The 11636-nt window shown below is 74.1% G+C and carries 9 protein-coding genes and 1 pseudogene; 5 read left to right on the top strand and 5 right to left on the bottom strand.

Going from position 1 to position 11636, the window contains the following annotated elements; translation table 11 throughout:
* Both rnd (DT057_RS31655) and DT057_RS31650 read right to left on the bottom strand, forming a co-directional pair.
* The coding region (gene rnd, locus DT057_RS31655; RefSeq protein WP_128566016.1) for a ribonuclease D at positions 1 to 1135 on the bottom strand (1135 nt) is incomplete at its 3' end.
* Positions 1136 to 1221: 86 nt separating this feature from the next.
* Complete coding sequence (locus tag DT057_RS31650; protein ID WP_407068099.1) at positions 1222 to 1626, bottom strand: WYL domain-containing protein; 405 nt, start codon at positions 1624 to 1626, stop codon at positions 1222 to 1224.
* A gap of 433 nt (positions 1627 to 2059) precedes the next feature.
* Between DT057_RS31650 and aspS (DT057_RS31645) the strand changes: the two genes are divergently transcribed.
* Genes aspS (DT057_RS31645) through DT057_RS31635 form a run of 3 tightly spaced genes read left to right on the top strand, consistent with a single transcriptional unit; the run spans position 2060 to position 6000 of the window.
* The gene (gene aspS, locus DT057_RS31645) at positions 2060 to 3874 is read left to right on the top strand and encodes an aspartate--tRNA ligase (protein WP_128566017.1); all 1815 of its coding nucleotides are present in this window, start codon (positions 2060 to 2062) and stop codon (positions 3872 to 3874) included.
* 15 nt (positions 3875 to 3889) lie between these two features.
* Positions 3890 to 4765 carry a glycosyltransferase family 2 protein gene (locus DT057_RS31640; RefSeq protein WP_128566018.1) on the top strand — a complete coding sequence of 292 codons (876 nt, stop codon included), beginning with the start codon at positions 3890 to 3892 and terminating at the stop codon, positions 4763 to 4765.
* Positions 4762 to 6000: an acyltransferase family protein gene (locus DT057_RS31635; RefSeq protein WP_420870343.1), complete on the top strand. Its 1239-nt coding sequence runs from the start codon at positions 4762 to 4764 to the stop codon at positions 5998 to 6000. Before DT057_RS31640 ends, DT057_RS31635 begins: the two co-directional genes overlap by 4 nt.
* On the opposite strand, the pseudogene DT057_RS31630 reads toward DT057_RS31635, so the two are convergent.
* The 3 genes and pseudogenes from DT057_RS31630 to aspS (DT057_RS31620) all read right to left on the bottom strand — a co-directional run.
* Positions 5937 to 6788: pseudogene (locus DT057_RS31630) on the bottom strand (acyltransferase family protein); the annotation flags it as partial. The gene DT057_RS31635 and the pseudogene DT057_RS31630 overlap by 64 nt on opposite strands.
* Before the next feature lie 83 nt (positions 6789 to 6871).
* Complete coding sequence (locus tag DT057_RS31625) at positions 6872 to 7747, bottom strand: glycosyltransferase family 2 protein (protein ID WP_128566018.1); 876 nt, start codon at positions 7745 to 7747, stop codon at positions 6872 to 6874.
* 15 nt (positions 7748 to 7762) lie between these two features.
* Entirely contained in the window at positions 7763 to 9577 is a 1815-nt protein-coding gene (gene aspS, locus DT057_RS31620) for an aspartate--tRNA ligase (protein ID WP_128566017.1), read from the bottom strand.
* 433 nt (positions 9578 to 10010) lie between these two features.
* Between aspS (DT057_RS31620) and DT057_RS31615 the strand changes: the two genes are divergently transcribed.
* Positions 10011 to 10415 carry a WYL domain-containing protein gene (locus tag DT057_RS31615; RefSeq protein ID WP_407068099.1) on the top strand — a complete coding sequence of 135 codons (405 nt, stop codon included), beginning with the start codon at positions 10011 to 10013 and terminating at the stop codon, positions 10413 to 10415.
* A gap of 86 nt (positions 10416 to 10501) precedes the next feature.
* Positions 10502 to 11636 (top strand): ribonuclease D (gene rnd / locus DT057_RS31610; protein ID WP_128566016.1); only part of this gene is annotated, 1135 nt, incomplete at its 3' end.

Raw genomic sequence — 11636 nt, 5'->3', positions numbered from 1 at the left:
CCACGCGCCCGCCCTCGGCCGAGAGGGCGAGCCGGCCCGCCTTGAGGGCCAGGGCCTTCTCGCCGAACAGGCGCCGGCGCCAGCCGTGCAGCACCGCCAGGTCCGCGTCGTCCTGGTCGGCCAGGGCCTCGAGGTCGTCCACGGTGGCGATGATCTTCGGGGCCACCCGCTCCTGCTCGCAGACCGCCTTGAGCAGGACCTTCAGGAGCTCCACGAGGGCGCCGTTGCCGCTCCCGCGGGCCCGGCCCCGCTCGGGCACCGGCACGGTGGCGGGATCGCGGGCGAGGCCGCGCTCCACCGCCGCCAGGATGTCGGCCCCCGTCCGCGAGCGCTCGAAGCCGGTCGGGATCGTGCGCAGGCGCCCCAGCGCCTCGACGCTGCGGGGGGCGGCCGTCGCGATGTCGAGGACGGCCTCGTCCTTCAGGATGCGGCCGCGGGGCACGTTGCGGGTCTGCGCCTCGCGCTCGCGCCAGGCCGCGACCTCCATTAGCACCGCGATCTCGCGCGCCTTGCGCATGCGGCTGCTCAGGCGGCGCCAGGCCTGGTCGGGATCGGCCCGGTAGGTGTCGGGCGAGGTGAGGACCGCCATCTCCTCGTCGAGCCAGAGGCCGCGGTCGGTGGCGAGGAGCTCGCGCGCCAGCACCTCGTAGACCTTGATCAGGTGGGTGACGTCCGACAGCGCGTAGCTGAGCTGGGCGTCCGAGAGCGGCCGGCGCGACCAGTCTGTGAAGCGCGAGGACTTGTCGATCTTGGCCTTGGCGACGTCGTTCACGAGCTGCTCGTAGGACACCGAGTCGCCGTAGCCGCAGACCATCGCGGCGACCTGGGTGTCGAAGAACGGCTGGGGCAGCAATCCCCCGAGGAGCCAGATGATCTCCAGATCCTGCCGGGCCGAGTGGAACACCTTGAGCACGCCCTCGTCGCCCATGAGGGCGAAGAACGGCGCGAGATCCATGCCGGGCGCGAGCGGATCGACCAGCGCAGTACTGCCGTCTGGCGCCGCGATCTGGATCAGGCACAGCTTCGGATAGTAGGTCGTCTCGCGCATGAACTCCGTGTCGACGGTCACGAAGGGTTGCGTGGCGAAGTGCGCGCAGAGGGCGGCGAGCTCTTCCGTCGAAGAAATCAGTTCCATGACAGCCGGCTATAGCGGAGGCCGCCGCGCAGCGCGAGACGCCGCGGGCGCAACCCACGAGGATTTGGCGGCGTGATGAACGGAAATCACGCCGCCCGCGGGGCGCGCCCGCGCGGGCCGCCGGCCGGCCCGCGGGCGGCAGCGCGCGGGAGGCTCCCGGGCGGGAAGCTCCCGGGCGGGAGGCCGCCGGGCGGGACCGCGTGCGCCGCCGCCTTGCGCAGGGCGGCCGCCCGGGCGCGCCGCGTCGCCTCCGCGCGCCGGATCAGCCAGTCGAGGATGTTGCGCTCGACCCGCTCGCCGCTGTCGCGGTCGGTCAGGCGGTGGATGCGGTCGGCCCGGAACGCCCGGTAGCCGTCGCGGTCGTGGTCGGTGCCGCCGACGAGCACCCGTCCGGGGCCGATCTTGAGCTCGTGCGCCTGGAGCCGCCGCACGCTCCAGGCCCCGGCCCGGTCCTCGTAGACGAGCTCCAGCCGGCCCTCGAGCGGCAGCACCCGCCAGGCGCCCTCCTGCCGCTCAACGAGCGGTTCGTGCCGCTCGACGAGCGGTTCGTGCCGCCCGGCCGGCGCGTCGCGCCGCCCGACCGGCGGTTCGTGACCCCCGCCAGGGGGGTTCGCCAGCGTCTCGGCCGGAGCCTCGAGCGGACCGGAAAAGCCTTGATAATCCATGAGGCTAATATGGATGTTCGGTGTTCGTTCTTCAAGGCGGGAACGCCGCCCGCGGCCGCTCGGTTCCGGGCCCCGCCGCGGCGCCCGCCCGGGTCCCGTGCTTGACTTCAGGGGCCTTGCGTGAATGGGTGCCGCAGCCTTTGTCGCGGGGCCGGTCGGGGGCAGGCGCCCGCGGGCGGGCCCGTGTCTCGTCCCGGGGCGCCGCGCGGCGCATCCGCCGCGGGACCCCGCCCGAAGAGACCGCCAAGAACGCGAAGCCATGCACCGTTATCGTACCCACACCTGCGGGGCGCTCCGCCCGTCCGACGTCGACGCGACCGTCCGGCTCTCCGGCTGGTGCCACCGCGTCCGCGACCACGGCGGCGTGCTGTTCATCGACCTGCGCGACCATTACGGCCTGACCCAGTGCGTGGTGGACGCCGATACCCCCGCCTTCAAGGCCGCCGAGGCGGTGCGCTCCGAGTGGGTGATCCGCATCGACGGGCAGGTGCGCCGGCGCCCCGCCGGGACGGAGAACCCCGAGCTGCCGACGGGCGCGGTCGAGCTCTCGATCACCGACCTCGAGGTGCTCGGCGCCGCAGCCGAATTGCCGATGCCGGTCTTCGGCGACCACGACTACCCGGAGGAGACGCGGCTCAAGTACCGGTTCCTCGACCTGCGCCGCGAGAAGCTGCACGCCAACATCATGCGGCGCGGCGCCATCATCGATTCCCTGCGCCGCCGGATGCGCGAGGGCGGGTTCTTCGAGTTCCAGACCCCGATCCTGACCGCCTCCTCGCCGGAGGGCGCCCGCGACTTCCTGGTGCCGTCGCGCCTGCATCCCGGCAAGTTCTACGCGCTGCCGCAGGCGCCCCAGCAGTTCAAGCAGCTCACGATGATCGCGGGCTTCGACCGCTACTTCCAGATCGCGCCCTGCTTCCGCGACGAGGACGCCCGGGCCGACCGCTCGCCGGGCGAGTTCTACCAGCTCGACATCGAGATGAGCTTCGTCACCCAGGAGGACGTGTTCCAGGCGGTGGAGCCGGTGCTGCGGGGCGTGTTCGCGGAATTCGCCGACGGCAGGCGCGTCTCCGAGCGCTTCACGCGCATCCCCTACGCCGAGGCGATGCTGCGCTACGGCGTCGACAAGCCGGACCTGCGCAACCCCCTCGTCATCGCCGACGTGACGGACGCGTTCGCCCGCGAGGGCGTGACCTTCAACGCCTTCAAGACCCTCATCGGGGCGGGCGGCGTGGTCCGGGCGGTGCCGGCGCCGGGGGCGGGCGCGCAGCCGCGCTCGTTCTTCGACAAGCTCAACGACTGGGCCCGGGGCGAGGGCGCGCCGGGCCTCGGCTACATCGTGTTCGAGGAGGAGGGCGGGGCGCTCACCGGCCGCGGCCCGATCGCGAAGTTCGTGCCCCCGGAGGTCCAGGCGGCGATCGCCGCCGCGGCCGGGGTCGGCGCCGGCGACGCGGTGTTCTTCGCGGCCGGCCCCGAGGCCAAGGCGGCGGCCCTCGCCGGCAAGGCCCGCATCCGCATCGGCGACGACCTGAACCTATCCGACAAGGATCAGTACGCCTTCTGCTGGATCACCGACTTCCCGATGTACGAGTGGAACGAGGACGAGAAGCGGATCGACTTCTCCCACAACCCGTTCTCGATGCCGAACTTCGACCACGAGGCGTTCCTGGACCTCGATCCCGCCGACCACGACACGATCCTGGGCATCAAGGCGTTCCAGTACGACATCGTCTGCAACGGCATCGAGCTGTCCTCGGGCGCGATCCGCAACCACCGCCCCGCCGTGATGGAGAAGGCCTTCGGCCTGGCCGGCTACCCCCGGGAGGCGCTCGAGGAGAAGTTCGGCGGCATGCTCAACGCCCTGCGCATGGGCGCGCCGCCGCACGGCGGCATCGCGCCGGGCGTCGACCGCATCGTGATGCTGCTCTGCAACGAGCCGAACATCCGCGAGGTCGTGCTCTTCCCGATGAACCAGCGCGCCGAGGACCTGATGATGGGCGCGCCCTCGGACGTGACGCCGAAGCAGCTGCGCGAGCTGCACATCCGGCTCAACCTGCCGCAGAAGCCCGCCTGAGGCCGGCGGGCGCCTGTGGCGAGCCTCGTCGCGGTCGTCGTCGCCCACGACAGCGCCGGCGTCCTGCCGGCCTGCCTCGCGGCGCTCGCCCGCGAGCACATCCCGGCCCTGGTCGTCGACAACGCCAGCCGGGACGGCTCGGCGGCCCTGGCCGCGTCCCTCGGCGCCGAGGTGCTGCGCCTTCCCCGCAACGAGGGCTACGGGCGGGCGAACAATGCCGGCGTGCGGGCGGCCGTCCGCGCCCGCTCCGTGCTGATCGTCAATCCCGACGTGGTGCTCCAGCCCGGCGCCGCCGACGCCCTCCTGAGCGCGGCCGGCGCCTACCCGGATGCCGGGCTTCTCGCTCCCCGCATCGTCGAGCCGGACGGGCGCTACTTCTACCAGCCCCGCTCGCTCCTCGCCCCCTACCTCGTCAACCCGGGCGGCCGGCGCGCGCCGCCCGAGGGGGATGCCTGCGCGCCCTTCCTGTCGGGGGCCTGCCTGATGATCGGCCGCGACCTCTTCCTCTCCCTCGGCGGTTTCGACCCCAACATCTTCCTGTTCTACGAGGACGACGACCTCTGCCGCCGGGTGGCGGATCGCGGCCGGGCCCTCGTCCACGTCCACGGCGCGGTGGCGCTGCACGGCCGCGGCGCCTCGAGCGCGCCCGAGCCCGGCCGCGTCCGCCGCGCCCGCTGGCACCAGGCCTGGTCGCGGGCCTACGTGGCGCGCAAGTACGGGCTGCCGGACCCCGCGCCCGCCACCCTGGCCCGGAACGGCGCCAAGGCGCTCCTGGCCCTGGCGGCCTTCCGGCGCGCCGGCCTCGAGCGCTACGGCGGCGCGGCGGGCGGCGCCTGGGCGGCCCTGCGCGGGCGGAGCGCGCTCGCCCGCGAGGGGATCGAGGTGCCGTGAGGCCCGCCCCCACGGCCGCGGCCGCCCTGCGCGAGCCCCACAACGCCTTCGGGGCCGCGCGCCTCGCCCTCGCCCTCGCAGTCGTGGTCTCGCACGCCTTCAGCGTCGCCAGCGGCCGGATCGCCGACGAGCCCCTGGCGGCGCTCACCGGCTACACCCTGGGCGAGCACGCCGTGAACGGCTTCTTCGCCCTCTCGGGCTTCCTCGTCACCGTCAGCCTCGCCCGGCGCGGGCCCCGCGCCTACGCGATCGCCCGGGCCCTGCGCATCCTGCCGGGGCTCGTCGCCGCGACGCTCGTCGTGGCGCTCGGCCTCGGCAGCGCGCTCACGCGGGAGCCGCTCGCCTCCTACTGGGCCGATCCCGCCCTCTGGCGCTTCATCGAGGGCACGCTCACCACCTTCAAGAGCAACGCCGCCCTGCCGGGGGTCTTCGCCGACAACCCGTTCCGCTTCCCCATGGGGACGGTCTGGACGCTCAAGTACGAGGTGCTGTGCTACCTCGGCCTGCTGGCCGCTTGCCTCGTCGGGGCCCTGCGGCAGCGCTGGACCGCCCCCGTGCTGGTGGCCGGGCTCGCCCTGGCGCTGGCCGCCGCGGGCCTCCGGGAGGGCGGAGTGCCCAAGGGCCTCGAGACCGCCCTGCGCCTGCCGCTCCTCTTCGGCGCGGGGGCCGCACTCGCCCTCTGGGGCGAGCGGGTGCGGCTGTGGTGGCGGCTCGCGCTCGGCCTCCTCGCCGCGGCGGCGCTCGCGCACGGCACGGTTCTGTACCCTCCGGCCCTGTTCCTGGCCGAGGCCTACGGCATCCTCTGCGTCGGCCTCGCGCTCCCGCTGCGCCACAAGGCCCTCGACCCGCGGGCGGACCTCTCGTACGGCACCTACCTGTACGGCTGGCCGATCCAGCAGGGCCTGCACGCCCTCTGGCCCTCCGCGGGGGCCTGGGCGCTGCTCGCCCCCGCGCTCGCCCTGACGCTCGCGGCGGCGGCCCTGTCCTGGGTCCTCGTCGAGCGCCCGGCGCTGAGGGCGAAGGCGCTGCTCCTCGGGCCCGGCGCGGCGCCGGCCGGCGCCGCGCCGGGCCCGAGGAGCAGCGCCTTCGCCCTCAGCGCCGGGCGCTCGACGAGGACCCAGGACAGGGCCGCCGCCGCGAGCGTCAGGGCGAGCGCGGGGGCGAGCAGCGCCCAGGCCCCCGCGGAGGGCCAGAGGGCGTGCAGGCCCTGCTGGATCGGCCAGCCGTACAGGTAGGTGCCGTACGAGAGGTCCGCCCGCGGGTCGAGGGCCTTGTGGCGCAGCGGGAGCGCGAGGCCGACGCAGAGGATGCCGTAGGCCTCGGCCAGGAACAGGGCCGGAGGGTACAGAACCGTGCCGTGCGCGAGCGCCGCCGCGGCGAGGAGGCCGAGCGCGAGCCGCCACCACAGCCGCACCCGCTCGCCCCAGAGGGCGAGTGCGGCCCCCGCGCCGAAGAGGAGCGGCAGGCGCAGGGCGGTCTCGAGGCCCTTGGGCACTCCGCCCTCCCGGAGGCCCGCGGCGGCCAGCGCCAGGGCGAGCCCGGCCACCAGCACGGGGGCGGTCCAGCGCTGCCGCAGGGCCCCGACGAGGCAAGCGGCCAGCAGGCCGAGGTAGCACAGCACCTCGTACTTGAGCGTCCAGACCGTCCCCATGGGGAAGCGGAACGGGTTGTCGGCGAAGACCCCCGGCAGGGCGGCGTTGCTCTTGAAGGTGGTGAGCGTGCCCTCGATGAAGCGCCAGAGGGCGGGATCGGCCCAGTAGGAGGCGAGCGGCTCCCGCGTGAGCGCGCTGCCGAGGCCGAGCGCCACGACGAGCGTCGCGGCGACGAGCCCCGGCAGGATGCGCAGGGCCCGGGCGATCGCGTAGGCGCGGGGCCCGCGCCGGGCGAGGCTGACGGTGACGAGGAAGCCCGAGAGGGCGAAGAAGCCGTTCACGGCGTGCTCGCCCAGGGTGTAGCCGGTGAGCGCCGCCAGGGGCTCGTCGGCGATCCGGCCGCTGGCGACGCTGAAGGCGTGCGAGACCACGACTGCGAGGGCGAGGGCGAGGCGCGCGGCCCCGAAGGCGTTGTGGGGCTCGCGCAGGGCGGCCGCGGCCGTGGGGGCGGGCCTCACGGCACCTCGATCCCCTCGCGGGCGAGCGCGCTCCGCCCGCGCAGGGCCGCCCAGGCGCCGCCCGCCGCGCCGCCGTAGCGCTCGAGGCCGGCGCGCCGGAAGGCCGCCAGGGCCAGGAGCGCCTTGGCGCCGTTCCGGGCCAGGGTGGCGGGCGCGGGGTCCGGCAGCCCGTACTTGCGCGCCACGTAGGCCCGCGACCAGGCCTGGTGCCAGCGGGCGCGGCGGACGCGGCCGGGCTCGGGCGCGCTCGAGGCGCCGCGGCCGTGCAGCGCCACCGCGCCGTGGACGTGGACGAGGGCCCGGCCGCGATCCGCCACCCGGCGGCAGAGGTCGTCGTCCTCGTAGAACAGGAAGATGTTGGGGTCGAAACCGCCGAGGGAGAGGAAGAGGTCGCGGCCGATCATCAGGCAGGCCCCCGACAGGAAGGGCGCGCAGGCATCCCCCTCGGGCGGCGCGCGCCGGCCGCCCGGGTTGACGAGGTAGGGGGCGAGGAGCGAGCGGGGCTGGTAGAAGTAGCGCCCGTCCGGCTCGACGATGCGGGGAGCGAGAAGCCCGGCATCCGGGTAGGCGCCGGCCGCGCTCAGGAGGGCGTCGGCGGCGCCGGGCTGGAGCACCACGTCGGGATTGACGATCAGCACGGAGCGGGCGCGGACGGCCGCCCGCACGCCGGCATTGTTCGCCCGCCCGTAGCCCTCGTTGCGGGGAAGGCGCAGCACCTCGGCGCCGAGGGACGCGGCCAGGGCCGCCGAGCCGTCCCGGCTGGCGTTGTCGACGACCAGGGCCGGGATGTGCTCGCGGGCGAGCGCCGCGAGGCAGGCCGGCAGGACGCCGGCGCTGTCGTGGGCGACGACGACCGCGACGAGGCTCGCCACAGGCGCCCGCCGGCCTCAGGCGGGCTTCTGCGGCAGGTTGAGCCGGATGTGCAGCTCGCGCAGCTGCTTCGGCGTCACGTCCGAGGGCGCGCCCATCATCAGGTCCTCGGCGCGCTGGTTCATCGGGAAGAGCACGACCTCGCGGATGTTCGGCTCGTTGCAGAGCAGCATCACGATGCGGTCGACGCCCGGCGCGATGCCGCCGTGCGGCGGCGCGCCCATGCGCAGGGCGTTGAGCATGCCGCCGAACTTCTCCTCGAGCGCCTCCCGGGGGTAGCCGGCCAGGCCGAAGGCCTTCTCCATCACGGCGGGGCGGTGGTTGCGGATCGCGCCCGAGGACAGCTCGATGCCGTTGCAGACGATGTCGTACTGGAACGCCTTGATGCCCAGGATCGTGTCGTGGTCGGCGGGATCGAGGTCCAGGAACGCCTCGTGGTCGAAGTTCGGCATCGAGAACGGGTTGTGGGAGAAGTCGATCCGCTTCTCGTCCTCGTTCCACTCGTACATCGGGAAGTCGGTGATCCAGCAGAAGGCGTACTGATCCTTGTCGGATAGGTTCAGGTCGTCGCCGATGCGGATGCGGGCCTTGCCGGCGAGGGCCGCCGCCTTGGCCTCGGGGCCGGCCGCGAAGAACACCGCGTCGCCGGCGCCGACCCCGGCCGCGGCGGCGATCGCCGCCTGGACCTCCGGGGGCACGAACTTCGCGATCGGGCCGCGGCCGGTGAGCGCCCCGCCCTCCTCCTCGAACACGATGTAGCCGAGGCCCGGCGCGCCCTCGCCCCGGGCCCAGTCGTTGAGCTTGTCGAAGAACGAGCGCGGCTGCGCGCCCGCCCCCGGCGCCGGCACCGCCCGGACCACGCCGCCCGCCCCGATGAGGGTCTTGAAGGCGTTGAAGGTCACGCCCTCGCGGGCGAACGCGTCCGTCACGTCGGCGATGACGAGGGGGTTGCGCAGGTCCGGCTTGTCGACGCCGTAGCGCAGCATCGCCTCGGCGTAGGGGATGCGCGTGAAGCGCTCGGAGACGCGCCTGCCGTCGGCGAATTCCGCGAACACGCCCCGCAGCACCGGCTCCACCGCCTGGAACACGTCCTCCTGGGTGACGAAGCTCATCTCGATGTCGAGCTGGTAGAACTCGCCCGGCGAGCGGTCGGCCCGGGCGTCCTCGTCGCGGAAGCAGGGCGCGATCTGGAAGTAGCGGTCGAAGCCCGCGATCATCGTGAGCTGCTTGAACTGCTGGGGCGCCTGCGGCAGCGCGTAGAACTTGCCGGGATGCAGGCGCGACGGCACCAGGAAGTCGCGGGCGCCCTCCGGCGAGGAGGCGGTCAGGATCGGGGTCTGGAACTCGAAGAACCCGCCCTCGCGCATCCGGCGGCGCAGGGAATCGATGATGGCGCCGCGCCGCATGATGTTGGCGTGCAGCTTCTCGCGGCGCAGGTCGAGGAACCGGTACTTGAGCCGCGTCTCCTCCGGGTAGTCGTGGTCGCCGAAGACCGGCATCGGCAATTCGGCTGCGGCGCCGAGCACCTCGAGGTCGGTGATCGAGAGCTCGACCGCGCCCGTCGGCAGCTCGGGGTTCTCCGTCCCGGCGGGGCGCCGGCGCACCTGCCCGTCGATGCGGATCACCCACTCGGAGCGCACCGCCTCGGCGGCCTTGAAGGCGGGGGTATCGGCGTCCACCACGCACTGGGTCAGGCCGTAATGGTCGCGCAGGTCGATGAACAGCACGCCGCCGTGGTCGCGGACGCGGTGGCACCAGCCGGAGAGCCGGACGGTCGCGTCGACGTCGGACGGGCGGAGCGCCCCGCAGGTGTGGGTACGATAACGGTGCATGGCTTCGCGTTCTTGGCGGTCTCTTCGGGCGGGGTCCCGCGGCGGATGCGCCGCGCGGCGCCCCGGGACGAGACACGGGCCCGCCCGCGGGCGCCTGCCCCCGACCGGCCCCGCGACAAAGGCTGCGGCACCCATTCACGCAAGGCCCCTGAAGTCAAGCACGGGACCCGGGCGGGCGCCGCGGCGGGGCCCGGAACCGAGCGGCCGCGGGCGGCGTTCCCGCCTTGAAGAACGAACACCGAACATCCATATTAGCCTCATGGATTATCAAGGCTTTTCCGGTCCGCTCGAGGCTCCGGCCGAGACGCTGGCGAACCCCCCTGGCGGGGGTCACGAACCGCCGGTCGGGCGGCGCGACGCGCCGGCCGGGCGGCACGAACCGCTCGTCGAGCGGCACGAACCGCTCGTTGAGCGGCAGGAGGGCGCCTGGCGGGTGCTGCCGCTCGAGGGCCGGCTGGAGCTCGTCTACGAGGACCGGGCCGGGGCCTGGAGCGTGCGGCGGCTCCAGGCGCACGAGCTCAAGATCGGCCCCGGACGGGTGCTCGTCGGCGGCACCGACCACGACCGCGACGGCTACCGGGCGTTCCGGGCCGACCGCATCCACCGCCTGACCGACCGCGACAGCGGCGAGCGGGTCGAGCGCAACATCCTCGACTGGCTGATCCGGCGCGCGGAGGCGACGCGGCGCGCCCGGGCGGCCGCCCTGCGCAAGGCGGCGGCGCACGCGGTCCCGCCCGGCGGCCTCCCGCCCGGGAGCTTCCCGCCCGGGAGCCTCCCGCGCGCTGCCGCCCGCGGGCCGGCCGGCGGCCCGCGCGGGCGCGCCCCGCGGGCGGCGTGATTTCCGTTCATCACGCCGCCAAATCCTCGTGGGTTGCGCCCGCGGCGTCTCGCGCTGCGCGGCGGCCTCCGCTATAGCCGGCTGTCATGGAACTGATTTCTTCGACGGAAGAGCTCGCCGCCCTCTGCGCGCACTTCGCCACGCAACCCTTCGTGACCGTCGACACGGAGTTCATGCGCGAGACGACCTACTATCCGAAGCTGTGCCTGATCCAGATCGCGGCGCCAGACGGCAGTACTGCGCTGGTCGATCCGCTCGCGCCCGGCATGGATCTCGCGCCGTTCTTCGCCCTCATGGGCGACGAGGGCGTGCTCAAGGTGTTCCACTCGGCCCGGCAGGATCTGGAGATCATCTGGCTCCTCGGGGGATTGCTGCCCCAGCCGTTCTTCGACACCCAGGTCGCCGCGATGGTCTGCGGCTACGGCGACTCGGTGTCCTACGAGCAGCTCGTGAACGACGTCGCCAAGGCCAAGATCGACAAGTCCTCGCGCTTCACAGACTGGTCGCGCCGGCCGCTCTCGGACGCCCAGCTCAGCTACGCGCTGTCGGACGTCACCCACCTGATCAAGGTCTACGAGGTGCTGGCGCGCGAGCTCCTCGCCACCGACCGCGGCCTCTGGCTCGACGAGGAGATGGCGGTCCTCACCTCGCCCGACACCTACCGGGCCGATCCCGACCAGGCCTGGCGCCGCCTGAGCAGCCGCATGCGCAAGGCGCGCGAGATCGCGGTGCTAATGGAGGTCGCGGCCTGGCGCGAGCGCGAGGCGCAGACCCGCAACGTGCCCCGCGGCCGCATCCTGAAGGACGAGGCCGTCCTCGACATCGCGACGGCCGCCCCCCGCAGCGTCGAGGCGCTGGGGCGCCTGCGCACGATCCCGACCGGCTTCGAGCGCTCGCGGACGGGGGCCGACATCCTGGCGGCGGTGGAGCGCGGCCTCGCCCGCGATCCCGCCACCGTGCCGGTGCCCGAGCGGGGCCGGGCCCGCGGGAGCGGCAACGGCGCCCTCGTGGAGCTCCTGAAGGTCCTGCTCAAGGCGGTCTGCGAGCAGGAGCGGGTGGCCCCGAAGATCATCGCCACCGTGGACGACCTCGAGGCCCTGGCCGACCAGGACGACGCGGACCTGGCGGTGCTGCACGGCTGGCGCCGGCGCCTGTTCGGCGAGAAGGCCCTGGCCCTCAAGGCGGGCCGGCTCGCCCTCTCGGCCGAGGGCGGGCGCGTGG

The sequence above is a fragment of the Methylobacterium crusticola genome (assembly GCF_003574465.1).
Lineage (GTDB): Bacteria > Pseudomonadota > Alphaproteobacteria > Rhizobiales > Beijerinckiaceae > Methylobacterium > Methylobacterium crusticola.
This window is presented reverse-complemented; position numbering and strand designations above follow the sequence as displayed.

Coding starts and splice junctions, on each gene's coding strand:
- aspS (WP_128566017.1), top strand. CDS start 2,060: ATGCACCGTTATCGTACCCACACCTGCGGGGCGCTCCGCCCGTCCGAC.
- aspS (WP_128566017.1), bottom strand. CDS start 9,577: ATGCACCGTTATCGTACCCACACCTGCGGGGCGCTCCGCCCGTCCGAC.